This window comes from Pedobacter nototheniae (assembly GCF_032678625.1).
GTDB lineage: Bacteria > Bacteroidota > Bacteroidia > Sphingobacteriales > Sphingobacteriaceae > Pedobacter > Pedobacter nototheniae_A.
On the sequence record NZ_JAVTSO010000007.1, the window covers coordinates 19358 to 44422 of the forward strand.

Consider the following 25065-nt stretch of genomic DNA (forward strand, 5'->3'; position numbering starts at 1 on the left):
CATAAAATCACAACCATGAAAATCAAAACCAAACTCCGCCTCGGATTCGGGTTTCTATTTATAATTGTACTTTCCTTTGGGTTGATAGCTCTTTTCTACCTGAATGAATTATCTGATAAATCAAAAATGATTTTGAAAGACAATTATGAATCCCTTAATTATGTTTCTGCCATGCGGAACATACTGGATAAAAATCCAGGAACTTTAGATCAACAAAATGCCCAGACTTTTGAGAATAATCTTAAAAAAGAACTTCAGAATTTAACTGAACCCGGCGAAAAAATCGCTGCCGAAAAACTAAGTTTCGCTTATTTAGAATATAAAAATGCTCCATCTGATGTTATAAAAGAAAATGCGATAAAAAATATCAGATCACAACTTCACATTATTGATCAGGTAAATATGAAAGCCATTTACCATAAAAATCAATTGGCAAATGAAGCATCCGGACGGGCAAATTTTTACATCATGATTGCTGCAACCATTAGCTTTTTAATTCTCTTTACTTTTATTGTCAATTTTCCAGGTTTTGTAGCCAACCCCTTATCCGAATTCAGCTCAGCCATTAAACAAATCAGTCGTAAAAATTATAAACAACGATTGCATTTTAACAACCAGGATGAATTTACTGAACTTGCAAATTCTTTCAACGGTATGGTGGTTAAATTAAATGAATGGGAGAACAGCAACCTCTCTAAAATTAAATCTGAAAAATCCCGTATTGAAGCCATTATTGCTCAAATGCAGGATGCCATTATCGGATTAAATGAAAAAGGAGAAGTTTTATTCCTGAACCATTTAGCAGCCAAGCTGATGAATTTAGATGAAGAAAAAATCATCGGTCAGAATGCAACAGAGCTGATGAAAAAAAATGAGCTGTTAAAAAGAATCATAAAACCCCAAAGCGAAGATAAAACACTTAAAATTTATGCCGACGAAAGAGAGTCTTATTTCGTTTTGGAAAGCCGTGAAATTGTAATCCCTAATTATGAAGATGATCGTGAAGAGAAAACTTTGGTTGAAACGGTAAAATCGGCCGGTAATGTTTACATCTTAAAAAATATAACTCAATTTAAAGAGCTCGATGAGGCTAAAACAAATTTCATAGCCACCGTTTCTCACGAATTGAAAACTCCTTTATCTTCTATAAAAATGAGTTTAAAGCTGCTGAAAGATGATCGCGTTGGGATAATGAATGAAGAACAAACTGAACTGGTTGAAAACATTAAAGATGACAGCGACAGGCTTTTAAAAATCACCAGCGAATTGTTAGATCTTTCGCAGGCTGAAACCGGAAATTTGAAATTAACGTTTGCCCTTACAAAACCGGATGAAATTGTGCAGTATGCCCTTGATGCGGTAAAATTTCAGGCCGAACAGAAATCCATTCAATTGGAACTGAACTGCGACCCCAACTTACCCAAAGTAAATGCTGATATTCAAAAAACAGCCTGGGTGATGGTCAATTTTTTATCCAATGCTTTGCGTTACAGTTCAGAGAAATCTAAAGTACTGATCAATGTTGTGCAGAAAAATAAATCAATAGAATTTTCTGTACAGGATTTTGGGAAAGGCATTGATGAGAAATACCAAAAGCGCTTATTCGACCGGTATTTTCAAGTACCCACAGATGGCCAAAATAAATCAGGATCGGGCTTGGGTTTAGCCATTTCAAAAGATTTTATTGAAGCCGAGCAAGGAAATATATGGGTAGAAAGTGCAATTGGTGAAGGCAGTAGGTTTTATTTCAATCTACCTGTTGCTGAGTAATTTTGATAAGGAAGTTGCTTATAATTAATTGATCAGAATGCCGTATTACCAATATTATTTATCCGCTTGCCGCGGGGTTTCTCTTCTTTGGGCAACCAAAGAAGCAAAGTTGCCGGCTCGCAATCTTTCTTTTAAAGTTAGTAATGAAGCTTTTTCAGTGCTTACCTAAACATTGACCATGCCGGTTTAAAAGCTTAACGGAGAAATCGTGATTTGGCCTTGCTAGGTAGAAATTGCAATTGCAACATCATGTTAAACTAACTTTAAATTTTCTACTGTTCTAACCCAAGTACGCATCCGGCATAGCAGCATTTCGCAGGAGAGCACATTAGAATTCTTGTATTCCCTTTCGTTCTCCGGAATAACCAAGGGAATATGCAGCGGGCGCAGGAATTGTGAAATGGGTTAAGCCTCATATTGCCGCTATTGGAATTCTGATGATGCTATTCAAGAAAGGATGCAAGCCTTGATTTTTGTTTCTTTTTATCAAGAAAAAGAAAAAAGACCTGTCTGGCCAAGACAATATTATCTATCCGCTGGCCGCGAGGGCTCCTCTTCTTTGGACAACCAAAGAAGCAAAGTTGCCGGCTCGCAATCTTTCTTTTAAAGTTAGTAATGAAGCTTTTTCAGTGCTTACCGAAACATTGACCATGCCGGTTTAAAAGCTTAACGGAGAAATGGTGGTTTGGCCTTGCTGGGTGTAAATAGCAATTGCAAAATCATGCTAAACAAACTTTAAATTTTCTACTGTTCTAACCCAAGTACGCATCCGGCATAGCAGCATTTCGCAGGAGAGCACATTAGAATTCTTGTATTCCCTCTCGTACTCCGGAATAACTAAGGGAATATGCAGCGGGCGCAGGCATTGTGAAAAGGGCTAAGCCTCATATTGCCGCAATAAGAATTCTGATGATGCTATTCAAGAAAGGGTGCAAGCCTTGATTTTTGCTTCTTTTTATCAAGAAAAAGAAAAAGGGCTGTCTGGCCAAGACAATATCACCTACAGAAAAAGATTTAATGGGTTTACCCCAAAAAATCATACTTGCTAAATATTCAAACAAAAACTTAGTGGAGCCGAAGGGAGTCTAATCCTTGTCCAATAATCATAAAAAAGCCCAGGCTAAATTAAATATAGCCCGGGCTTATTATTGTTTCAATACAACCTTTAAACAATATAAGGTTTCATCTCTTCATCAATATCCTTACGCAAATCCATTAGTTTAATTGCATACCGGTGCATGGCAATTTCTTTTTCTGTTTTGGGCTTAAAAGCAGGAATAGCTTTTGGCTGCCCATCATCATCAACGGCTACAAAAACAATAATACAGTGCGTATTTTTTACAAATTCGGTTTGACCAATGGCCTTCGAGAATGCATCAACCGCAATATGCATGCTGGTTTTACCCGTATAAATAATCCGTGCTTCCATTTTAACCAAATGACCAATATGAACCGGATGAAAAAAGCGAATACCGCCCACATATACGGTTACACAATAAGATTGGCTCCATTGTAGTGCACACGCAAATGCAGCCTGGTCAATCCACTTCATCATCATTCCTCCATGCACCTTACCGCCATAGTTAACATCTGATGGTTCACTTAGAAACTGAAGTTCGATATGATTTTTAGTTCTGGACATTGCTCTAATTATTTTGCCATTATACTGATGGCATAACCGCCACCCGGTGCACAATATTGCGTTAATTTAGTTTTATTAGTTACCTCCATTTTACGAATGGTATACGCTTTAGGATTGGTTTCATAATTAGCATCTTTAGCATCGGCATATATGGTTGCCATGTATTTTCTACCAGCATCTAAAAAACTAAAATCAATTTTAGAAGTACGGGCTTCCTCATCGTTGGTACGACCAACAAACCAATTATCCTTACCTTTGGCTTTACGGGCAAAAGTGATATAATCACCTGGCTCGGCCTCTAAAACTTTAGTATCGTCCCAATCTACCGCTACATCTTTAATAAACTGAAAAGCATCCATATACTTATTGTACGTTTCTGGCAAATCTGCTGCCATTTGTAAAGGGCTGTACATCGTTACATATAATGCCAGCTGACGGGCAAGCGTACTGTGCACGAAAGATTTATTTTCGGGATTATAGGCGCTTATTTTAGTTTCAAAAATACCGGGTGTATAATCCATAGGTCCGCCAATTAAACGTGTAAAAGGCAAAATGGTTGTATGATCGGCATTGTTGCCACCAAATGCTTCATACTCTGTACCTCTGGCAGATTCGTTACCAATAAGGTTAGGATAAGTACGTGCAAGACCTGTAGGCCTTACGGCTTCGTGTGCATTAACCATAATTTTATATTCTGCAGCTTTCTGGATGGCATACAGATAATGGTTATTTAACCATTGTCCGTAATGGTGTTCGCCACGCGGAATAATATTGCCAACATAGCCACTTTTTACAGCATCGTAACCATTGGCTTTCATAAATTTATAAGCCGTATCTAAATGCCTTTCATAATTGCGAACCGAAGAAGAAGTTTCGTGGTGCATAATCATTTTTATGCCTTTACTGGCCGCATAACGATGAAGTTCTTTTACATCAAAATCGGGATATGGTGTTACGAAATCAAATACATAATCTTTTGTTTTGCCAAACCAGTCTTCCCAGCCTTCGTTCCAACCTTCAACTAAAACAGCATCCAAGCCATTTTTTGCTGCAAAATCAATATACTCCTTAACATGCTCAGTATTGGCGGCATGCTTTCCATTGGGTTTAGTTTTTGAATAATCAGTAACCCCTAATTGTACACTGGTTAAATCATTATAAGCCCAGGTACTTTTACCGGTAATCATTTCCCACCAAACACCAACATATTTTGTAGGCTTAATCCACGATACATCTTTGAATTTAGTAGGCTCATTTAAATTATAGGTTAATTTTGAGGTTAAAATATCGCCAGCTTTATCACTTACAATAATGGTTCTCCACGGCGATAAACATGGTGCCTGCATATAACCTTTATCACCAACAGCATCGGGGGTTAACCACGATTCTAAAACCATATTTTTATCATCAAGATTTAATGACATTAAAGAATAGTTAATTAAAGCGGCCTCGTGAATGTTAATATACAAACCATCTTTACTTTTCATCATTAAAGGGGTTTGCAAACCTGTAGGCGAAAAAGTAGTTTGCGACGCATTTGGGGTAACTGCATCCTTCATTTTTCCACGAACTTCTGATAAATTCGAAGTTACTGTACTATATTCCTGGGTATCATAATCGCCAGGTAACCAAAATGCTTTATGATCTCCGGCCAAAGCAAACTGGGTTTTTTCTTCTTTAATCACAAAATAGTCCAGATTTTTCTGCTCCGGAAATTCATATCTGAACCCCAAACCATCATTAAATAAACGCAAACGAATAATAATATACCGTTTGGTTTCTGCCTGGGTTAAAGTTACTGCAAGTTCATTATAATGATTTACAATTTCCTTTACCTCACCCCAAACCGGTTTCCAGGTTTCGTTAAAAGTACTTGTTTTGCTATCACTGATCGTAAAACCATTCATTAAAGATTTACCATCTTTAAGTTCTAAACCAAGTTTACTGGTTTTAATAACATCCTTACCTTTATATTTCAAACTATAAGTGGGCACGCCACCATCAGCTAAAGTAAAATTAGCTACCAAATTCGCATCAGGCGATTTTAATTCCTGTCCGGAAACGTTCCCGGAAAATAGCAAAACGAAAATTAAGACTAAAAATTTAGAGAGGTTAGAGGAACTGTTTAGTTTTTTATTCAAGTATATCATTTATTTAATAATTATTTTTTTTGCGTCATGCTGAATTTATTTCAGCATCTTTTTGTTAAAAGCAGACTATTAATCCAGCAACAAAGGATCATCATCCTCATCTGTCAAACTTAACTGAATGCTATCACTTCCAGCAATCCCTTCAATAGAACCCCGGATATGTGTGGCATTTAACAATACTTTTTCTAACTGTTTTTCACGGGCTTTCCATAAACGTTCCATAGCATCACGTTCGCGCTGTATGGACAGTTTCATACTCATAAAACCTTCGCGAATGGCTTTCCATTGTTCAGAAAATTCTATGCCCGTTAAGTAATCGTAAAGCATGTGCATTTTTTCACCACGGTTTTCCTGCGATTTTACAGCGCCCGCTAACCTTAAAATTCCTTCACGCAATACATAAGCTACAGCATTTACCTCTTCGAAAGAGCAAATCCAAACACCATCCCTTTGTCCGAAGCAATCCATGCCTTTTGGGTAACATTGACTTACGATAACGGCAACATCAATACCCATGCTTCGCATATCTTTCTTCAGTTTTTCAATCCAGTCGCCGCCAAAATCTTTAGTACGTTTACTTTCGTAAATAATTTTCCCACATTCCTGTCCAAACTGGTTGCGTACCACTTGTACACAATCCGCACCACGTACCCCTTTTCCAACCTCTTCTATTAAATCAAAAGGATAATTGCTGCGCAACAACTCTTCGAGGATCAATTCCTGTACTTCTCCCTGCAATTGCATACTGCCCTGTTCAGCTTTGCGTTTCATTTCCTCAGCAAGCTTTTTTTGGTCGTCGAGCTGTTTTTCAAGTTCCTTTAAACGCAGCTGATGTTCGGTATCTTTAATGCTATTTTTTTCGGCTTCCTGTTTACGAATTTGCTCAACCAGTTCATTACGTTGTTCCTGCATTTTTCGCTGAAAAGCAAGCTCCATTTCTTCTTCTTTAACTTTTAGGCTTTCTTCCCTCCGTAAAAATTCAATCTCCCTTTCGCGAGCCAGTTTTAGCTTTTCAGCATTGTCTTTAGCACTGCCTTCCAGCATCTGTAGTTTCGTTTCAAAATCAGCGGCAATGGTTTTACGTAAATTCTCTTCAAGGTCGCCTTTTAGTTTCGTTTTTTCTTCAGCAAGTTTTACCTCAAAAGATTTTAGTTGTTGTTGCTTTTCTGCATCAAGTGTAGCCAGTTTACGTTGAAATTCTTCATCCTTTTGTTTAGTGAAGGTGACCATTTTCTCTCTCAGCTCTTTCTTATAATCTTCAGCCATTGCTTCTTCCATAGGAAAAACATGGGCACAATTAGGACATTTTATTTCAGTTGGCATGTATAATAATTTTTAACCGTGGCCATTGCCGGGCTACACAAAGATATTAAAGCTTTTTAATTGGCGGGTAATACCTCGCCAAGAAGTGGAACCGATCAGGCATTTCTTACACGGAACAGACTTAGGTTTTTTTTATAAAACTTTGGATTTGATGATGCTGCCAAAGCTCAATATCTTACTCACCGGGCATTTTGCGGCGATATCTTCTAACCGTTGTTTCTGCTCTTCTGATAAATCCCCTGTACAAACAATTTCTTCTACAAATACCTGTTCTCCGTTTTCAGTTTCAGCAGTTACCGTTACATCTATCTTCTCCACAGGCCATTGCTTTCTATCTGCATACATCCTAAGCGTAATGGCTACACATGATGCTAAGGAAGCCATTAACAAACCCTTTGGCGCAAAGCCTTTATGTGTACCGCCCAGCTCTAAAGGTTCATCTACTATAACTTCATGAGATCCGTTTGTAACTGAGCATGCGTAATGTTCTTTATTTATTGTTGCTTTTACCATCTATCCTGTTTTTGTGAATTTTTAAATTTAAACATATCTATTCTTTATTGGCGAATTGGATGCCGAAAAATTACCCAAAATAATTTAGTAAAAACTTTCTGAAAGCGCATTTGTTCTTTTTAAAACGACCTGACTATGAATTATAGAAAAATGCTAACGAAACATCTTATTAAAAGATCAAATAATAATGCACAAATTGCAATAGCCTTGGTTGCCGGATTAGCGGCCGGTGCTGTAATTAGTGTTTTATTTGCACCCGATAGCGGGGCTGGAACCCGTGATAAAATTGCAGATAAAGCTAAAGACCTGAAATATAATTTCCAGGACCGTTATGAAGCGCTCAGAAAAAAGGTATTTGGGGTTGAAGCAGTGGAAGAAGACATTGTAGAGCAAGAGATACCTCACTTTAAACATAACCAAAAGGCCAAGCGTAAATCCGATATTAAAGAAGTGTTAGAAGATGTACACGAAAATGTGCAGGTGCAGGAAGGACAAGGATAAATGCTTTAAAAGCAGAATTATAATCCTAATTTTACAGGATTTATCTGTATATGCTTTTTATTCTTTCAAAAATCCTTCTTTTTCTCTTAAAACCAATTGTTTGGGTATTATTAATTCTCTTGTGTGCGCTGTTTTGTAAAAGTGCAAAAAAGAGGAAGCAACTATTACTATGTGCTTTTATAATGCTTTTTGTATTTTCTAATTCTTTTTTAATCGGAAAAATACTCAATGCTTACGAAGCCAAATACCCTGATGATCAAAAATTTGAGGTTGGGATTCTTTTGGGTGGATTTTCAGAAATAAATGAACGTAATAACCAAATCCAGTTAAGTTTTACAGGCGATCGGCTTTTTCAAACAATAAGTCTTTATAAACGCGGTAAAATAAATAAGATTTTAATTTCTGGCGGAAGTGGCAACCTCCTTGATACTAAAGTTAAAGAAGCAGATTTAGCACTAAATTATTTAAAAGAAATTGGCATTCCCGATTCTGCTATATGGATTGAAAACCAAAGCAGAAATACCATCGAAAATGCTAAAAATAGTTTTAGCCTTATACAAAAATATAAAGCTAATGCCAATGTGCTGGTGATTACAAGTGCATGGCACATTCCAAGATCTAAATTAATTTTCGATAAAGTTTTTGGGAAGAAATTAACGTATTACCCGACCAATTACCTGGGTAAAACCACCTATGATGCTGGCGATATTTTAATTCCTGATGCCTATGCTCTGTTTAAATGGGAGTTGTTGTTAAAAGAATGGATTGGTTTAATCGTGGATAATTTCAGAAGTTAAAGCAGCATATAAATAAAAAAGGACCCTGAAAATCAGCGTCCTTTTTTATTTTAAGCTTTATAGCTATCCTTCAATTGCTTTCCAAAGCATATCTTTCAATTCAAGCAGGTTTTTTTCTGCTACAGAAGAAATAAATATGGAAGGTACATTTGGCAGGTCTTTTTTCATTTCTTCAGTTAATTCCTCATCCAGCATATCTGATTTTGTTATTGCTAAAACATGGGGTTTTTGCATCAGCTCAGGATTATAGGATTCAAGCTCTCTTTTTAAGATTTCGTATTCTTCCTTAATGCTTCTGCTTGTATCGGCCGGAACCATAAAAAGTAAAACCGAATTACGTTCTATATGGCGTAAGAAACGGTAACCTAAACCCTTGCCTTTTGATGCCCCTTCAATAATCCCGGGAATATCAGCCATTACAAAGGATTTGTTGTTACGATAACTTACAATACCCAGATTGGGAACAATCGTTGTAAAAGGGTAATCAGCAATTTCGGGTTTAGCTGCAGAAACTACAGATAACAATGTTGACTTTCCGGCATTCGGGAAACCAACCAAACCGACATCAGCCAACACTTTAAGTTCTAAAATATTCCAAACCTCTTTCCCTGATTCTCCCGGCTGGGCAAATCTTGGGGTTTGCAAAGTTGAAGTTTTAAAATGTGCATTACCCAATCCGCCACGGCCACCAGCCGTTAAAATCTGCGTTTCACCATCTTTAGTAATTTCAAAAAGTACTTCTCCGGTTTCAGCATCCTTGGCAATGGTGCCCAATGGTACTTCAAGAATCTCATCCTTACCCTGACGGCCAAATTTATGAGAACTTCCTCCTGCCAAACCATCTTCGGCAATAATGTGTTTGCGGTATTTTAAATGTAATAACGTCCAGATGTTGCTGTTTCCTTTAACAATAATGTGACCACCTCTACCACCATCTCCACCATCGGGCCCACCCATTGATGTTAAAATATCGCGATGCAAGTGTGCAGAACCTGCCCCGCCTTTACCAGAACGGCAACAAATTTTTACATAATCTACGAAATTCGAACCCTGAGACATATTATTTCCTTTTTAAATAAAAATGGCGGAAAAAATAAAATCCTTTCCGCCATTTATAAAAAACTTATTAATTAGTATTGATCAATAACAGCGCAAAGATCATTATATACTGTTTCTTTTTCACCTATTCCATTTACTTTGTTCAACTTTCCCTGTGCTTCGTAAAAAGGTAAAACATGGATGGTTTTATCAAAATATTCTGAAATTCGTTTTTTTAATTTCTCAGCATCATCATCTGGTCTTCCACTTACTTTATGACGTTCAGCAATGCGCTTTGTAAGCTCATCCTGATTAACATCCAAAGCAATTACACCAGCAATTTTGCTTCCTTTACGTTCTAAAAATAAATCTAATTCTTCTGCCTGAGGAACAGTACGGGGAAAACCATCAAACACAAAACCTTTAGCGTCAGGGTTTTTATCCACTTCCTCTTCCAGCATTGCAATGGTAATCGCATCCGGAACCAATTCTCCATCAGCAAGTAATTGACTAACTTTTTTTCCTAATTCGGTTTGATTCCTAACATGTGCTCTAAAAAGATCACCTGTTGAAACATGTACCAACTGATATTTCGCAATCAGCTTTTCAGATTGGGTGCCTTTACCCGCCCCAGGAGGGCCAAAAAGAACTAAATTAAGCATTCAAGTTGTTTAGGTTGTCTTCAAAATTAAAAAAGCCTTATTCCTATGGCTCTCCCAAAAATAACGTACAGATTAGTTCCTATTCGAATTAACATAACTGCTTACTTTCGAGGCTGCAAATATATAATTATTAATTTAGATGCCATTTATAATTGATAATTTATTTAAAAAAGAGCTATTTTGGTGACATTTCTCTCGTTACGCAAAGAATCTTGTGTAATTTTTATATTTAACAGAATATTCTTTAATGAACTCCCTTTTCAGCCAAATAATCAATGTATTTTCAGCTGAAACTAACCAACATGAGCCGTATCATTTTAACAAAAATTGAGGTACTTGCTAATTAAGCAGCTGATCGATGAGTAAAAAATGCTGTAAAACAAAAAAGCCTTAGATTTCTCTAAGGCTTTCAGTGCACTTGTAGGGATTCGAACCCCAAACCTTCTCATCCGTAGTGAGATGCTCTATCCAATTGAGCTACAAATGCATTTCCGTTTCGTTAACGGACTGCAAAAGTAAGATTTGAAATTTAATTTCCCAATTTTTTTTGAAAAAAAATCACTTTTTTTAATCCTGAAAATTTAGCTAAGCACTCAACGCATCATTAATTGCTTTAAAATCAGGCAACTCACGCGCATCTTCTAAAATTTCAGCATAAATAATTTTTCCATCTTCACCTATTACAAAAGCTGCTCTTTTGGAAACACCCTTTAATCCATACACAAATTCTTCATAATAGGCTCCAAAAGCTTTTGATACTTCTTTATTAAAATCAGACAATAAAGGGAATTGATAATTTTGCTCTTCTTTAAATTTAGCTAAAGAAAATGGAGAATCTACAGAGATACCGATCACTTCAGCATTTATTCCTTCGTAATAACTAAAATTATCTCGCATGGTACAAAGCTGTTCGGTACAGGTACCTGTAAAAGCCATCGGGAAAAAGTGGATAATTACTTTCTTACCTTTAAATGCAGACAAAGAAATTTCTGTTAATTCAGAACTGTAAAGTTTAAAATCAGGCGCTAAATCGCCAACTTGTAATGACATAATCTATTTTTATGGTTAATTGTTTAAACTGTATTAATTGGTTAGCTGAACAGGTTAGGGTTAAACCATACCGAGGCCATCAACCTTATATCCGACACTAAATATTTGAGACTAAGTGCCCATCTGTTCTTTCAAAATCGCCAGTCCTTCTTCAAAACTATGTGGGTTATAACCTAAATCTCTGATTGTTTTATCCAGCACAAAACCTGTACGCACTGGCCTTTTTGCCGTTTGATTTAAAAGTTCAGAACTAATTTCAGTAATGATTGATTTATCCAGCGACCAATAATCGGCAACTTTTCGCACTAAATCGGCAATACTCATGTAATCTTTACCCGAAACATTATAAATGCCCTGCGCATTTTTTTCAACAGCTAATAAACAAGCTTCAGCTAAATCTTCAGCAAGAGTTGGCATTCTCCACTGGTCGTTTACCACATTAACAGGAAGCCCTTTCTCTAATGCACCTTTTGCCCAAAGCACAATGTTGCTCCTGCTCCTATCGCTTGTTATTCCATATACCAATATGGTACGCAATATTGCCCAATTAGTTTTCGATGTTTTGATTAACTCCTCTGCCAAAACTTTAGATTCGCCGTAATAACTTAAAGGGTTTACAGCGTCATCTTCCTTATACGGTCCATCAGCACCATCAAAAACAAAATCAGTACTTAAATGCACAAACTGTATTTGTTGTACTTCGCAAAGCGAAACTAAGTTCTGTACAGCATCAACATTAAGCTGGTGGCAAAGTTCTTTGTTGGCTTCACATACATCTACATTGGTCATAGCTGCTGTGTGGATAATTGCATCGGGCTTATATTTTTCAATCACCTCTTTTAGCTTTCCTTTATCAAGAATATCCAATTCTGCATATTCATAACCTTCCGTAAGCGGATAACGGTTTGCACCCTTTGATGTAGCAATGAGATTTACCCTGCCTTCACTTAATATTTTCTCCGTTAATTTTTGTCCTAAAAGGCCATTACTTCCGGTTACCAGCACTGTTTTCATCCCGTAATTATAATTAATTTGTTCGGCAATTTAAATGTAATATATTTATTGCAATCAACTTCCTTACTGGAAATAAATAAACACACTACTATTTAAATAACACTCAAATGAAACGAAATTTTAAAACAAGCCTTTTTATTAGTTTAATACTAACCGGCCTAAGTTTTATGGTTAATGCGCAGGAGGTAGAAAAAAAGAACAGCATTTATGCCGAACTTTTGGGTAATGGCGGAGCGTATTCTCTTAATTACGATAGGTTATTCCAGGTATCTAAAGGATTAAAAGTAGTACCAAGAGTTGGGCTCTCTACACTTCAGCAAGTCATTATTGTTCCACTCGAAGTTAACCTGCTGATCAGCAAAAGCAATACATCTAAAAATTTTTTCGAAACAGGCATAGGTGTTACCATATTAAAGCCCTTAAGTGGATTCCATGGAAAATTACTGACCGTAAATGGTTATGATTATAACTTTGATAATAAAACGGTAAATACGCCATTAATTATAAGGGCCGGCTTTAGGCATCAAAAACCTGTTGGCGGTTTTATGTATCGAGCCGGCGCACTTTTATTTACCGGGGATGAAACCATATTAACCATTGGACTTGCTTTGGGCTATAGTTTTTAGGCCTCAAATTACAGCTTAAAAATACCTTAAAAGCGCTTAGTTTTTAAGGCATTTTTTTATTCAAATTACCCGCAATTAACCCTGTTGAAAAAATTTATATAATATATTTAAAATTCGTTAAGAAAAGTTTAACTTTGCCAACCGAATTGGAGCCCTTACAAACAGCTTTAATTCATTGACTGTAATAATTTTACTCACAACAGATATGCCTAACTTAGGAAAAATAGCACAAATTATCGGCCCAGTGGTTGACGTTAGCTTTGCTGATGATGCCCATCTACCTAAAATTTTTGATGCGTTAGAGATAACGAAAGAAAATGGACAAAAAATTGTTTTAGAAGTTCAACAGCACTTAGGTGAAGACCGTGTACGTGCAATTTCAATGGACTCTACTGACGGTTTAGTTCGTGGAATGAAGGTACTTGATACTGGTTCAGCAATTAAAATGCCAGTAGGCGATCAGATCAAAGGCCGTTTATTTAATGTGGTTGGTGAAGCGATTGATGGTATTACACCTGTTGATAAAACAGATGGCCGTCCAATCCACGCAACACCTCCTAAGTTCGAAGATTTATCAACAGAAACTGAAGTACTTTTTACAGGTATTAAAGTAATCGATTTATTAGAGCCTTATGCAAAAGGTGGTAAAATTGGATTATTTGGTGGTGCTGGAGTAGGTAAAACGGTATTAATTATGGAGTTGGTAAACAACATCGCTAAAGCTTATGCTGGTTTATCAGTGTTTGCAGGTGTTGGTGAGCGTACTCGTGAGGGTAACGATTTACTTCGTGAGTTTATCGAATCAGGTGTAATTAACTATGGCGACGAATTCTTACACTCAATGGAAAAAGGTGGCTGGGATTTGAAAGCAGTTGATACTGAAAAATTAAAAGAATCTAAAGCAACATTGGTTTTCGGTCAAATGAACGAGCCTCCTGGTGCACGTGCACGTGTAGCTTTATCAGGTTTAACTGTTGCAGAATATTTCCGTGATGGTGATGGCGAAGGCGCTGGAAAAGATATCCTTTTCTTCGTTGATAACATCTTCCGTTTCACTCAGGCAGGTTCTGAGGTATCGGCTTTATTAGGTCGTATGCCATCTGCGGTAGGTTACCAACCAACATTGGCAACTGAGATGGGTTTAATGCAAGAGCGTATTACGTCAACTAAACGCGGTTCAATTACATCAGTACAAGCGGTATATGTACCTGCGGATGATTTAACTGACCCTGCACCGGCAACAACATTTGCCCACTTAGATGCAACTACAGTATTATCTCGTAAAATTGCTGAGTTAGGTATTTACCCTGCGGTAGATCCATTGGATTCGACTTCTCGTATCCTTTCTCCAGCTGTTTTAGGTGACGAACACTATAACACTGCACAACGTGTTAAAGAAACTTTACAACGTTATAAAGAATTACAAGATATCATCGCAATTTTAGGTATGGACGAATTATCTGAAGAAGATAAATTAGTAGTATCAAGAGCGCGTCGTGTTCAACGTTTCTTATCTCAACCCTTCCACGTAGCTGAGCAATTTACAGGCTTAAAAGGTGTGTTGGTTGACATTAAAGATACCATAAAAGGTTTCAATATGATTATGGATGGTGAAGTTGACGAATATCCAGAAGCTGCATTTAACTTAGTTGGTAGCATTGAAGATGCAATCGAAAAAGGTAAAAAATTATTAGCAGAAGCGAACTAAGCTACGAGACATCAGGTGTGAGATGTGAGAAGGGATGCAAATCTTATATCTTATATCTCATATCTTCAATCTAAAAAGAATGACATTAGAAATATTAACTCCAGATAAAAAAGTTTACGAAGGCGAAGTAACAGCAGTTACGGTTCCTGGTACTTTGGGTTCTTTTCAAATTTTGAAAGACCATGCCCCTATCATTTCAACTTTAGAAGATGGAGAAGTTATTATTAAAAGCACTAAAACAGACGACGAACGCTTTTTTATCAAAGGCGGTGTGGTAGAAGCCATCCATAACAAAATTGTGGTATTGGCCGAAGGTATTGCTTAAATACAATCAACTCATTTTAGGAGCCCTCCCGATGTAACTCAGGAGGGCTTTTTTATTTAGCAGCAACCTAATTCCTTATTTAATCGTATCTTATTAAAATAGATCTTATTAAGTATGTTCAGGAATAAAAGTATATTGGTTTTTGCTGGTTTGATATTTTCTTTCACTCAAATTAAAGCTTCTTCCTATCTCGAATACAATAGCCTGAGCGACTATTTAAAGGCCAATCCCAACGGGAAACATGACGGAATGGATGGGCACTGGTTAAAAACCGACAGGCAAAAGAACAACATTGCCTGGAGTAATGCCAATAAAACCAACATTAAAAAAACAAAAGGTTTTGAGGAATATCAAAGCATTGCCGAACGATCCGACTTTTATAAATGGTTTCAACACCAGACGGATTCCTTAGGTTTCGAAACCAGATGGGGATTTGCTGCTGCAACCACAACAAAAAAGTTAGAAAGTTTATTAACCAGTGCCGCAGAAATTAGTGGCAGCTCCAATTCAGAAATTAAATCTTTTGTAATGGAAGGCAACCAAATTATTTTTAATGATATATGGGCAGAATTAAAATTGCTTTATGTACAGGAAGCACTTACCGGCAAGCAAGCCGAAATTTGGGATGGAAATTTATTGCTTAAAGAACAAAACCTGATAGAACCTTATTATCAAAAACTTAGCCCCTCCTCCTTAGCAAAACTTGAAAAAATACTGAAAAAAGAAAACTTTTTTTCCAGACTTGTACCCGGTTATGAATTTGAAGGCAATCTGATCAGCATTCGCGACAGGTGGTTTTATGGAATGAAAATGATGGGTTATAAAAAGCCTGATACCGAATCATTATTTCCCAAAAAATAGGTCGAAAATGTATGCATAATTTCGTGTAAAAAATCAATTTTACATCAACGTGAATCAATTTTACGCCGAAAATCAGATAATTTATAATGCAAGCATAATATTTATACCGTATACCGATTCGATATTTGGTCTACAGCGCTCGGCATTAAATCACTAACACAACCAATATTCAAAATTTTATACATGTTTGTTGCGCAAAAAACAAAATAATATTCTTATTTCATTTTTTTTTATTTTCACTTGCTTATTAATAGACCAAAAACTAAATTGGTTTTATAAACAAATCAATAAAGGAATGACAATTCAAAGCAACATAAATTCAATAAATTCTACTGCAAACGCAGTCAGAAATATTGTGTTGTTTCCAGTCATTTTAGTTCACCTCCTACTCCTAAATATTTTATTGGGTAAAAAGCAGGCGCAGTTTAAGTAATTTTTAAATTAAAATATAAGCGAGCGCCTCCCACAAAGAGGCGCTTTTTTTAAACAACAAAACACGTGTATAATGAAATATTATAATTCTAACACGATCATTTACCTTGACGGGCGGTTTGAAAAAGCTGTTGATAGTAGCACTGATCTTTACGGACAATCGCTACACTATGGTTATGCCGCTTTTGAAGGGATAAGAGCCTACAAAACGCATAACGGCAACCGCATATTTAAAGCGGCTGCGCATTTTAACCGTTTAGAGCGTTCTTGCCAACTCGCCAATATTCCTTTCCCATGGGATAAAAATGAACTGATTGCTGCAACCTATAAACTATTACAGTTAAACAAGTTAAAAGATGCTTATATCAGGCCATTGGTATTTTGTCACCCAAATATGAAATTAAATGAGCCAAGTGGCGTTTCAATTTTGATTTGTGCCTGGGAATGGGATGCCTATTCGGGCAATAAGCTTTTAAATTTGACCATTTCTGATTACGAAAGACCAAATCCAAAATCAACTCCAATGGAAGCCAAGTTGAGCGGCAATTATGTAAACTCAATCCTGGCCACCACTGCCGCAAACATTAAAGGTTATGATGAAGCTTTGCTTTTAGACATGAATGGGTTTGTAGCTGAGGCTTCGGGAGCAAACATTTTCATCGAAAAAAACAACAAACTATATACACCATCATTAGGTAACATTTTACCCGGAATAACGAGGGCAACAGTTAAAGAGCTTTGTACAGTACTCGATATTCAATGCACTGAAAAACAACTGACTGTAGAAGATTTAAAATCTGCCGATAGCGCTTTTTTATGCGGAACAGCTACTGAAATTGCGGGGATTGCCTCTATAGATGATACCGTTTATCGTCCGCTTTGGCGCGAATCTTTAGGTTATACCATACAGCGTGCTTATAAAAACTTAGTACTTGAAAAAGTGAATTACGAAGTGATTATATAAGAAAGTAATGACTATACGACCAATAGTAACACGGGTAAAAAATAAAAAAAAATAGTTCTTTGATTTTTTCAATAAGTTAGTATGTTTGTGGTTCACAGTCAAAGACATGAATTTTAACACAAACATTATTAGCAACCTAATTATTGTCATTTCTAAATATAGAGGTGGAAATCGTTGCGTATAATAATAAAATATACCATATCGAAACCGCCTCCGAAACGAGGCGGTTTTTTTTTGCCTCAAAAATTAAAAAACTAACAAAACCAAAACATTACATATTAAACAATGAGCGAATTAAACAAGTACAGTAAAACATTTACGCAAGATCCAACACAACCGGCCGCACAAGCCATGCTTTATGGAATCGGATTGACTGATGCAGACATGGCCAAAGCACAGGTTGGTATTGCAAGTATGGGTTACGATGGTAACACTTGCAATATGCACTTAAACGACCTTGCAAAAGACGTTAAAAAAGGAGTTTGGGCAAATGATTTAGTGGGCTTGGTTTTTAATACCATTGGTGTAAGTGATGGTATGAGCAACGGTACCGACGGCATGCGTTACTCTTTGGTAAGCCGCGATGTAATTGCCGATAGCATTGAAACCATTTGTGGCGGACAGTATTACGATGGTATTATTTCAATTCCGGGTTGCGATAAAAATATGCCAGGCGCTATTATGGCCATGGCACGTTTAGATCGTCCCTCCATCATGGTTTACGGCGGCACAATAGCTCCGGGCCATTATAAAGGTGAAGAATTAAACATTGTTTCAGCATTTGAAGCTTTAGGGCAAAAAATCTGTGGCAACCTTTCTGAAGAAGATTATCAGGGCATTATTAAACACACTTGCCCAGGTGCAGGCGCCTGTGGCGGCATGTACACGGCAAACACCATGGCTTCGGCAATTGAAGCTTTAGGAATGAGTTTGCCATATTCTTCTTCGAACCCTGCAGTTAGCCCAGAGAAAAAACAAGAATGTGTAGATGCGGGTAAATACATCAAAATTTTATTAGAAAAAGACATTAAACCATCTGATATTATGACGAGAAAAGCATTCGAAAATGCCATCCGTTCAATTATCATTTTAGGTGGAAGTACAAATGCCGTATTGCACTTTATTGCAATGGGTAAAGCAATCGGTATAGAAATTACACAGGATGATTTCCAAAAAATGAGTGATGTAACTCCTGTACTTGCCGATTTTAAACCAAGCGGTAAATATTTAATGCAGGATTTACACCAATATGGTGGTATCCCAGCGGTATTAAAATATTTATTAAATGAAGGTTTGTTACATGGCGATTGCTTAACTGTAACTGGAAAAACCGTAGCTGAAAATTTAGCTGATGTGAAATCAATCATGGATTACGATCAGAAGATTGTGCAAAAATTGAGCGAACCAATTAAAGCAACTGGTCACTTGCAGATTCTTTACGGAAACTTAGCTGAGAAAGGTTCAGTAGCCAAAATCAGTGGTAAAGAAGGCGAAAAATTTGAGGGTCCTGCACGTGTATTTGATGGCGAGCATGATTTAATTGCTGGTATTTCCAACGGTCGTGTTCAACCGGGTGATGTAATCGTAATTAAAAATTCTGGTCCGGTTGGTGCTCCTGGCATGCCCGAAATGTTAAAACCAACATCAGCCATTATTGGTGCGGGTTTAGGTAAATCTGTTGCTTTGATTACAGATGGTCGTTTCTCTGGTGGTACACACGGCTTTGTAGTGGGGCACATTACACCAGAGTCATACAAAGGTGGTTTAATTGGGCTGGTTGAAGATAATGACCCAATTTTAATTGATGCAATAAACAACATCATCAGCTTACAAGTTAGTGACGAAGTAATTGCCGAACGTAGAAAAAAATATGTTCAGCCAGCATTAAAGGTAACAAAAGGTGTTTTATATAAATATGCTAAAACCGTTTCAGACGCAGCCAGTGGTTGTGTAACTGACGAATATTAAAATCAAAAACCATCCCTGGATTAAATTGGTACTAAAAAATAAATTATGCAGATAATTAAAAGTATTCAAAACAGGATTTACGAAATCAGGGGAGAAAGGGTAATGCTCGATTTCGATTTGGCAATTTTATATGAAGTTGAAACGAAAGTCTTAAATCAAGGCGTTAAACGCAACATACAACGTTTTCCAGATGATTTTATGTTCCAGCTTACAAAAGAAGAGTTTGAAAATTTAAGACTTCAAATTGAAAATATTAATCAGGGAGTACAATCACAAATTGTGAACACACGCCTCCCCAACTTGAAGTCACAATTTGTGACTTCAAGTTGGGGAGGCACCCGAAAAATGCCTTACGCTTTTACAGAGCAAGGTGTAGCCATGCTAAGTGGTGTTTTGAAAAGCGTAAAAGCAATTAACATGAACATTGCCATTATGAGAGCCTTTGTTGATGTTCGGAAAATTTTGCTGAAGCAAAGTAATATGAACGATCAGTTAACAGAAATTAAAGAACGGATTGGAGAACATGATGTTCAGTTAAATGAGCTTTATGATGCAATGGAAAATTTAATAGACGAAAAAATTGCTCAATTGAAGTGGAAAGATAGAGAGAGGATTGGGTTTAAAATTAAAGAATAACAGAACCGCAAAAACATAATTATGGAAACTGCACAGGATACAATACAACAAACAGAGGCACAGGCAGAAACCTCAAATAAATTATTCAAAGGATCTGGTTCGCAGATGCTATTGAATGGATTGATTGAAGAAGGCGTAACCACCATTTTTGGCTACCCTGGCGGTGCAATTATGCCAATTTACGACGCACTTTACGATTATGCAGATAAATTGCAACACATTTTAGTTCGCCATGAGCAAGGTGGTATTCATGCTGCCCAAGGCTTTGCAAGAGCAAGTGGCCAGGTAGGTATTGTTTTTGCAACCAGCGGGCCAGGCGCTACTAACTTAGTAACCGGTTTAGCCGATGCACAAATTGATAGTACACCACTGGTTTGTATTACAGGACAGGTTTTCGCTCACTTATTAGGTACAGATGCTTTTCAGGAAACTGATGTAATTAACATTACCACACCCGTTACCAAATGGAATTATCAGGTTACTGATGCGAAAGAAATCCCGGAGGTTTTGGCAAAAGCATTTTACATTGCTAAAAGTGGCAGACCAGGCCCCGTTTTAATTGATATTACTAAAAACGCACAGCTACAGATTGAGGAATTCCCTGAATATGTAAAATGCAATCATATCCGCTCTTACCGCCCAAAACCTAAAGTTAGGATTGAATATATTGAGCAAGCTGCAGCATTAATTAACTCCGCAAAAAAACCATTTGTATTATTTGGTCAAGGCGTAGTTTTAGGTACCGCCGAAGAAGAATTTAAAGCGTTTATCGAAAAAACAGGTATCCCGGCAGCATGGACGATTATGGGTGAAGGGGCAATTCCAACGGCACACCCATTAAACGTTGGTATGTTGGGAATGCATGGAAATTATGGTCCAAATGTTTTAACCAACGAATGTGATGTGCTTATTGCCATTGGCATGCGTTTCGATGATCGTGTAACCGGCCGTTTAGATAAATATGCCAAACAGGCTAAAGTAATCCATTTGGATATTGATCCAGCCGAAATTGATAAAAACGTGAAAGCCGAGGTTGGTATTTGGGGCGATTGTAAAGAAACCTTACCCCTGTTAACCAATTTGGTTAACGCAAATAAACACGAAGAATGGGTTGCCAAATTCAGAGATTATAACCAACAGGAAATAGATCAGGTAATTACACCAGAACTTTATCCTGCCGGTGATGAAATGACCATGGGCGAAGTATTACGCAACATCAACGAAATTTGTGGCGGCGATGCAGTAATTGTAACCGATGTTGGTCAACACCAAATGGTAGCTTGTCGTTATGCGAAATTTAACAATACCCGCAGCAACATTACTTCTGGAGGTTTAGGCACAATGGGTTTTGGTTTACCGGCAGCTATTGGTGCCAAATATGGTGCACCAAACAAAACGGTTATTGCAATTATTGGCGATGGAGGCTTCCAGATGACACCACAAGAACTGGGTACCATTATGCAGTTTGGTGCAGCAGTAAAAATCTTGATACTGAACAACCGTTTCTTAGGCATGGTACGTCAATGGCAACAGTTATTTCACGATAAACGTTATTCTTTTGTCAACATTACCAGTCCTGATTTTGTGGCTTTAGCTAAAGCGTATTACATAGAAGGACAAATGGTTAACGAGCGCGCAAATTTAAGAGCTGCATTAGAAACGATGATTAACCACGATGGCTCATATCTTCTTGAAGTAATGGTTGGCAGAGAAAACAATGTTTTCCCAATGGTTCCGCAAGGAATGAGTGTAAGCGAAATTAGACTTAAATAAGGTAGAAGGTAAAAAGCGGAGGGTTGAAGATTAAAGCCACCTCTCCAAATCGTCATTGCGAGGCACGAAGCAATCTTAAGCGATAGCAAGTCAATTTAAAAAGAACAATTGCCAAAAGAATTATCATGAATATTGAAAACACAATAGGACATAAAATAGATAAAGCCGACTTAGAAGGAAAACAGGAATATACCATTACGGTTTATGCTGAAAACCGCATCGGTTTATTAAACAGGATTGCGATTATTTTCTCCAAAAGAAAAATCAACATTGAGAGTTTAAACACCTCCCCTTCTGAAATTGATGGAATCCACCGTTTTAACATCGTAATCCATGAGGGTTATGAAGTGGTGAGGAAATTAGCCCGCCAGATTGAAAAGCAAATTGAAGTATTGAAAGTTTATTTCAACACCAATGACGAAATCATCTGGCAGGAACTTGCCCTTTACAAGGTTTCTACAGATGAAATTGCAGAGAAAGTAACGGTTGAAAGGCTATTAAGACAATTTGGGGCAAGTGCGGTAGTGATTAGAAAAGATTATACTGTTTTTGCTGTAACCGGACACAGAGAAGAAACGGATGCTTTGGTAAAAGCTTTAGAACCTTATGAACTGATTGAGTTTGTACGCAGTGCAAGAGTTGCCATTATCAAAGACAGTGCGGGTTTCCATGAGAAATTAAAGGAATTTGAAGCCTTTGAACCTGGAGAAGAACTTGTTGAAAATGAGTTTTTAGAAAAAGGACAGAAGATTTTCACCATGTAAACCAAAATCTGTCATTGCGAGTAGGAATGCCGAAGCAATCTTTTAAGAAAAAAGAAGCAGATTACTTTGGCTTACATAAACCCAGCCTTGAAATGACGAAAAGATAAAAAATATGAAATGCAATAAAGTCACGCCAATTTTAAGAATATTCGACTACGATAAAGCGGTTGAATTTTATGTGAATTGGTTGGGTTTTAAAATAGATTGGGAACATACATTTGAAAAGAACACTCCAGTTTACATGCAGGTTTCGTTAAACGGAATAGAATTGCACTTAAGTGAACACCACGGAGATTGTGCTCCTGGTGCGCATGTACATATCGATTGTACCGGATTGAAAGCATTTCATAAAGAAATCATTGATAAAAAGTACAAATACAACCGTCCGGGATTGGAGAAAACTTTCTATGGAACCTGGGCACTAACTGTAAACGATCCATTTTTTAACAAAATAACGTTTAACGAGGAACTGGCCGAAGCTGAAAATTAGAATATAACATGATGAACCAGGTATTTGAATTTATAATAAACTCGCGTAAGGCATTTATTCAGTTAATCGACAGCTTAACCATCGAAGAATTGAATAAGATTCCAGATGGCTACAATAACAATATCATTTGGAATTTTGGGCATATCGTTGTCAGTACACAAACACTTTGTTATGTACGTACTGGTATTTTGGAAAATGCATCGGCTGTAAGGTTTAATGATTTCTATAAAAAAGATACCAAACCAACTTATACAGTAACAGCCGAAGAAATTGCAGAATTGAAAGCTACAGCACTTGAAAGCATTAAAAAGATAGAGAAAGATTACGCAAATGAAAAGTTTGGTGCAATTACACCGTTTACAACGGCTACTTATGGTGCACAGTTGAATAATGTTGAAGAAATTTTAACAACGACTATTGGACACGATAACCTGCATTATGGTTATGCATTAGCTTTGAAACGCAGACTTAAATAAAACGATTAGAAAGGAGAAGGAAATTTTGAAAAACCTGTAATCCTGACAATCTTGAGAAAAGAACCGATAATTAAATAGAAATTAATCAATAAAACGATGTCAAATTATTTTAACACACTACCTCTTAGAGAAAAATTAAACCAATTAGGTGTTTGCGATTTCATGGACAGCAACGAATTTTTAGATGGCATTAGCGCACTAAAAGGTAAAAAACTGGTCATTGTAGGTTGCGGAGCCCAAGGCTTAAATCAAGGTTTAAATTTAAGAGATAGTGGTTTAGATGTAAGTTATACTTTACGCAAAGAAGCTATTGAAGGCAAAAGAGATTCGTGGAAAAATGCAACTGAGAATAACTTTACAGTAGGCACCTACGAAGAATTAATTCCGGGCGCTGATGTAGTAATCAACCTTACCCCTGATAAGCAACATACTGCGGTTGTGAATGCAATTATGCCTTTAATGAAAGACGGTGCTACATTATTATATTCTCACGGTTTTAACATTGTTGAAGAAGGCATGCAAATCCGTAAAGATTTAACGGTAATTATGGTTGCTCCAAAATGCCCGGGCAGTGAAGTTAGAGCCGAGTATGTTCGTGGTTTTGGTGTACCAACCTTAATCGCTGTACATCCGGAAAACGATCCTCAGGGCAAAGGTTTGGCACAGGCTAAAGCGTATTGCGTGGGCACTGGCGGTCACCGCGCGGGTGTATTAAAATCATCATTTGTAGCCGAGGTAAAATCAGATCTAATGGGCGAGCAAACCATCCTTTGCGGTTTACTACAAACAGGTTCTATCCTATCTTTCGATAAAATGGTAGAAAAGGGTATCGACGCCGGTTACGCTTCTAAATTGGTTCAATATGGTGTTGAAGTAATTACCGAAGCCTTAAAACAAGGTGGTATAACTGCCATGATGGATAGATTGAGCAATGTTGCTAAAATCAAAGCCTTTGAAATCTCTGAGGAACTGAAAGACATTATGCGTCCTCTATTCCAAAAACACCAGGATGATATTATGAGCGGTGAATTTAGCAAAACCATGATGGAAGACTGGGCGAACGGCGATAAAAACTTATTGGGTTGGAGAGCTGAAACGGGTGAAACTGCTTTCGAAAAAACCCCTGCTGGTGATGTTAAAATCGGTGAGCAGGAATATTTTGATCACTATACTTTAATGGTTGCATTTGTTCGTGCCGGTGTGGAGCTGGCTTTCGAAACCATGGTACAGGCCGGTATTAAACCAGAATCAGCTTACTACGAGTCATTACACGAAACACCACTTATTGCCAACACCATTGCCCGTAAAAAATTATTCGAAATGAACCGTGTAATTTCTGACACGGCTGAATATGGTTGTTATTTATTCGATCAAGCTTGTAAACCACTTTTAGCCGATTTCATGAAAAAAGTAGATGCCGATTTAGTAGGCAAAAACTTTAACGAGGGTAAAGATGGCGCGGTAGATAACAGACAGTTAATTGACGTTAACGAAGCGATCCGTTCTCATCAGGTAGAACAGATTGGGGCTACTTTACGTAAAGCCATGACCGCAATGAAAGCAATTAAAACTGCATAAAATT

The 25065-nt window shown here is 37.2% G+C and carries 23 protein-coding genes and 1 tRNA gene; 15 read left to right on the forward strand and 9 right to left on the reverse strand.

Features of this window, described 5'->3' with window-relative positions; translation table 11 throughout:
• Positions 1 to 15 precede the first annotated feature (15 nt).
• Complete coding sequence (locus R2Q77_RS18005; RefSeq protein WP_316805117.1) at positions 16 to 1770, forward strand: ATP-binding protein; 1755 nt, start codon at positions 16 to 18, stop codon at positions 1768 to 1770.
• A 1165-nt stretch (positions 1771 to 2935) separates the two neighbouring features.
• On the opposite strand, the gene R2Q77_RS18010 is transcribed toward R2Q77_RS18005, so the two are convergent.
• The 4 genes from R2Q77_RS18010 to R2Q77_RS18025 all read right to left on the reverse strand — a co-directional run bounded on the left by R2Q77_RS18010 (position 2936) and on the right by R2Q77_RS18025 (position 7398).
• Positions 2936 to 3412, reverse strand: a complete 477-nt coding sequence (locus R2Q77_RS18010; protein ID WP_316805118.1) for an acyl-CoA thioesterase — start codon at positions 3410 to 3412, stop codon at positions 2936 to 2938.
• An 8-nt stretch (positions 3413 to 3420) separates the two neighbouring features.
• Complete coding sequence (locus R2Q77_RS18015; RefSeq protein ID WP_316805119.1) at positions 3421 to 5553, reverse strand: glycoside hydrolase family 97 protein; 2133 nt, start codon at positions 5551 to 5553, stop codon at positions 3421 to 3423.
• Positions 5554 to 5631: 78 nt separating this feature from the next.
• Positions 5632 to 6885, reverse strand: a complete 1254-nt coding sequence (locus R2Q77_RS18020) for a DUF2130 domain-containing protein (RefSeq protein WP_316805120.1) — start codon at positions 6883 to 6885, stop codon at positions 5632 to 5634.
• Between the two features lie 132 nt (positions 6886 to 7017).
• On the reverse strand, positions 7018 to 7398 hold the full coding sequence (locus R2Q77_RS18025) for an OsmC family protein (protein WP_316805121.1): 381 nt from the start codon (positions 7396 to 7398) through the stop codon (positions 7018 to 7020).
• A 135-nt stretch (positions 7399 to 7533) separates the two neighbouring features.
• On the opposite strand from R2Q77_RS18025, the gene R2Q77_RS18030 reads away from it, so the two are divergent.
• Positions 7534 to 7899, forward strand: coding sequence for a YtxH domain-containing protein (locus R2Q77_RS18030; protein ID WP_316805122.1), 366 nt, complete (start codon positions 7534 to 7536; stop codon positions 7897 to 7899).
• A 182-nt stretch (positions 7900 to 8081) separates the two neighbouring features.
• Complete coding sequence (locus tag R2Q77_RS18035; protein ID WP_316805123.1) at positions 8082 to 8696, forward strand: YdcF family protein; 615 nt, start codon at positions 8082 to 8084, stop codon at positions 8694 to 8696.
• Between the two features lie 63 nt (positions 8697 to 8759).
• On the opposite strand, the gene obgE is transcribed toward R2Q77_RS18035, so the two are convergent.
• The 5 genes from obgE to R2Q77_RS18060 form a co-directional block, all read right to left on the reverse strand.
• Positions 8760 to 9755, reverse strand: coding sequence for a GTPase ObgE (gene obgE / locus R2Q77_RS18040; protein WP_269425529.1), 996 nt, complete (start codon positions 9753 to 9755; stop codon positions 8760 to 8762).
• A gap of 71 nt (positions 9756 to 9826) precedes the next feature.
• Positions 9827 to 10396 carry an adenylate kinase gene (locus tag R2Q77_RS18045; RefSeq protein WP_316805124.1) on the reverse strand — a complete coding sequence of 190 codons (570 nt, stop codon included), beginning with the start codon at positions 10394 to 10396 and terminating at the stop codon, positions 9827 to 9829.
• Positions 10397 to 10809: 413 nt separating this feature from the next.
• Positions 10810 to 10883, reverse strand: a tRNA-Arg gene (locus R2Q77_RS18050).
• Positions 10884 to 10981: 98 nt separating this feature from the next.
• Positions 10982 to 11446, reverse strand: coding sequence for a peroxiredoxin (locus tag R2Q77_RS18055; protein ID WP_316805125.1), 465 nt, complete (start codon positions 11444 to 11446; stop codon positions 10982 to 10984).
• 111 nt (positions 11447 to 11557) lie between these two features.
• Positions 11558 to 12460 carry an SDR family oxidoreductase gene (locus tag R2Q77_RS18060; protein ID WP_316805126.1) on the reverse strand — a complete coding sequence of 301 codons (903 nt, stop codon included), beginning with the start codon at positions 12458 to 12460 and terminating at the stop codon, positions 11558 to 11560.
• A gap of 107 nt (positions 12461 to 12567) precedes the next feature.
• Here R2Q77_RS18060 and R2Q77_RS18065 point away from each other — a divergent pair, with 107 nt between their 5' ends.
• From R2Q77_RS18065 to ilvC, 12 genes are all read left to right on the forward strand, one after another.
• A complete protein-coding gene (locus R2Q77_RS18065; protein WP_316805127.1) occupies positions 12568 to 13086 on the forward strand; it encodes a hypothetical protein in 519 nt (172 codons plus the stop codon).
• Positions 13087 to 13273: 187 nt separating this feature from the next.
• The gene (atpD, locus tag R2Q77_RS18070; RefSeq protein WP_410479308.1) at positions 13274 to 14794 is read left to right on the forward strand and encodes a F0F1 ATP synthase subunit beta; all 1521 of its coding nucleotides are present in this window, start codon (positions 13274 to 13276) and stop codon (positions 14792 to 14794) included.
• Between the two features lie 79 nt (positions 14795 to 14873).
• Positions 14874 to 15119, forward strand: a complete 246-nt coding sequence (atpC, locus tag R2Q77_RS18075) for an ATP synthase F1 subunit epsilon (protein WP_316805129.1) — start codon at positions 14874 to 14876, stop codon at positions 15117 to 15119.
• Between the two features lie 114 nt (positions 15120 to 15233).
• Positions 15234 to 15980 carry a hypothetical protein gene (locus tag R2Q77_RS18080; RefSeq protein ID WP_316805130.1) on the forward strand — a complete coding sequence of 249 codons (747 nt, stop codon included), beginning with the start codon at positions 15234 to 15236 and terminating at the stop codon, positions 15978 to 15980.
• Between the two features lie 505 nt (positions 15981 to 16485).
• On the forward strand, positions 16486 to 17376 hold the full coding sequence (locus R2Q77_RS18085) for an aminotransferase class IV (RefSeq protein WP_316805131.1): 891 nt from the start codon (positions 16486 to 16488) through the stop codon (positions 17374 to 17376).
• Between the two features lie 285 nt (positions 17377 to 17661).
• Entirely contained in the window at positions 17662 to 19344 is a 1683-nt protein-coding gene (gene ilvD, locus R2Q77_RS18090) for a dihydroxy-acid dehydratase (protein WP_316805132.1), read from the forward strand.
• Between the two features lie 45 nt (positions 19345 to 19389).
• Entirely contained in the window at positions 19390 to 19980 is a 591-nt protein-coding gene (locus R2Q77_RS18095; protein WP_316805133.1) for an ORF6N domain-containing protein, read from the forward strand.
• Positions 19981 to 20001: 21 nt separating this feature from the next.
• Positions 20002 to 21753, forward strand: coding sequence for a biosynthetic-type acetolactate synthase large subunit (gene ilvB, locus R2Q77_RS18100; protein ID WP_316805134.1), 1752 nt, complete (start codon positions 20002 to 20004; stop codon positions 21751 to 21753).
• 125 nt (positions 21754 to 21878) lie between these two features.
• Complete coding sequence (gene ilvN / locus R2Q77_RS18105) at positions 21879 to 22517, forward strand: acetolactate synthase small subunit (protein WP_316805135.1); 639 nt, start codon at positions 21879 to 21881, stop codon at positions 22515 to 22517.
• Positions 22518 to 22629: 112 nt separating this feature from the next.
• Positions 22630 to 23007, forward strand: coding sequence for a glyoxalase superfamily protein (locus R2Q77_RS18110; RefSeq protein ID WP_316805136.1), 378 nt, complete (start codon positions 22630 to 22632; stop codon positions 23005 to 23007).
• An 8-nt stretch (positions 23008 to 23015) separates the two neighbouring features.
• A complete protein-coding gene (locus R2Q77_RS18115; RefSeq protein ID WP_316805137.1) occupies positions 23016 to 23483 on the forward strand; it encodes a DinB family protein in 468 nt (155 codons plus the stop codon).
• A 96-nt stretch (positions 23484 to 23579) separates the two neighbouring features.
• Entirely contained in the window at positions 23580 to 25061 is a 1482-nt protein-coding gene (gene ilvC / locus R2Q77_RS18120; RefSeq protein ID WP_316805138.1) for a ketol-acid reductoisomerase, read from the forward strand.
• The last annotated feature ends 4 nt before the right edge of the window (positions 25062 to 25065 follow it).

What these genes read in the sequence shown, in the direction of transcription:
- obgE (WP_269425529.1), bottom strand. Translation starts at nt 9,755, where the DNA reads ATGTCTCAGGGTTCGAATTTCGTAGATTATGTAAAAATTTGTTGCCGT.
- R2Q77_RS18055 (WP_316805125.1), bottom strand. Translation starts at nt 11,446, where the DNA reads ATGTCATTACAAGTTGGCGATTTAGCGCCTGATTTTAAACTTTACAGT.
- R2Q77_RS18035 (WP_316805123.1), top strand. Translation starts at nt 8,082, where the DNA reads ATGCTTTTTGTATTTTCTAATTCTTTTTTAATCGGAAAAATACTCAAT.
- atpC (WP_316805129.1), top strand. Translation starts at nt 14,874, where the DNA reads ATGACATTAGAAATATTAACTCCAGATAAAAAAGTTTACGAAGGCGAA.
- ilvB (WP_316805134.1), top strand. Translation starts at nt 20,002, where the DNA reads ATGGAAACTGCACAGGATACAATACAACAAACAGAGGCACAGGCAGAA.
- R2Q77_RS18085 (WP_316805131.1), top strand. Translation starts at nt 16,486, where the DNA reads ATGAAATATTATAATTCTAACACGATCATTTACCTTGACGGGCGGTTT.
- R2Q77_RS18025 (WP_316805121.1), bottom strand. Translation starts at nt 7,398, where the DNA reads ATGGTAAAAGCAACAATAAATAAAGAACATTACGCATGCTCAGTTACA.
- R2Q77_RS18020 (WP_316805120.1), bottom strand. Translation starts at nt 6,885, where the DNA reads ATGCCAACTGAAATAAAATGTCCTAATTGTGCCCATGTTTTTCCTATG.
- R2Q77_RS18030 (WP_316805122.1), top strand. Translation starts at nt 7,534, where the DNA reads ATGAATTATAGAAAAATGCTAACGAAACATCTTATTAAAAGATCAAAT.
- ilvD (WP_316805132.1), top strand. Translation starts at nt 17,662, where the DNA reads ATGAGCGAATTAAACAAGTACAGTAAAACATTTACGCAAGATCCAACA.
- R2Q77_RS18065 (WP_316805127.1), top strand. Translation starts at nt 12,568, where the DNA reads ATGAAACGAAATTTTAAAACAAGCCTTTTTATTAGTTTAATACTAACC.
- R2Q77_RS18080 (WP_316805130.1), top strand. Translation starts at nt 15,234, where the DNA reads ATGTTCAGGAATAAAAGTATATTGGTTTTTGCTGGTTTGATATTTTCT.
- R2Q77_RS18095 (WP_316805133.1), top strand. Translation starts at nt 19,390, where the DNA reads ATGCAGATAATTAAAAGTATTCAAAACAGGATTTACGAAATCAGGGGA.
- R2Q77_RS18110 (WP_316805136.1), top strand. Translation starts at nt 22,630, where the DNA reads ATGAAATGCAATAAAGTCACGCCAATTTTAAGAATATTCGACTACGAT.
- ilvN (WP_316805135.1), top strand. Translation starts at nt 21,879, where the DNA reads ATGAATATTGAAAACACAATAGGACATAAAATAGATAAAGCCGACTTA.
- ilvC (WP_316805138.1), top strand. Translation starts at nt 23,580, where the DNA reads ATGTCAAATTATTTTAACACACTACCTCTTAGAGAAAAATTAAACCAA.
- R2Q77_RS18045 (WP_316805124.1), bottom strand. Translation starts at nt 10,396, where the DNA reads ATGCTTAATTTAGTTCTTTTTGGCCCTCCTGGGGCGGGTAAAGGCACC.
- R2Q77_RS18060 (WP_316805126.1), bottom strand. Translation starts at nt 12,460, where the DNA reads ATGAAAACAGTGCTGGTAACCGGAAGTAATGGCCTTTTAGGACAAAAA.
- R2Q77_RS18010 (WP_316805118.1), bottom strand. Translation starts at nt 3,412, where the DNA reads ATGTCCAGAACTAAAAATCATATCGAACTTCAGTTTCTAAGTGAACCA.
- R2Q77_RS18115 (WP_316805137.1), top strand. Translation starts at nt 23,016, where the DNA reads ATGATGAACCAGGTATTTGAATTTATAATAAACTCGCGTAAGGCATTT.
- R2Q77_RS18005 (WP_316805117.1), top strand. Translation starts at nt 16, where the DNA reads ATGAAAATCAAAACCAAACTCCGCCTCGGATTCGGGTTTCTATTTATA.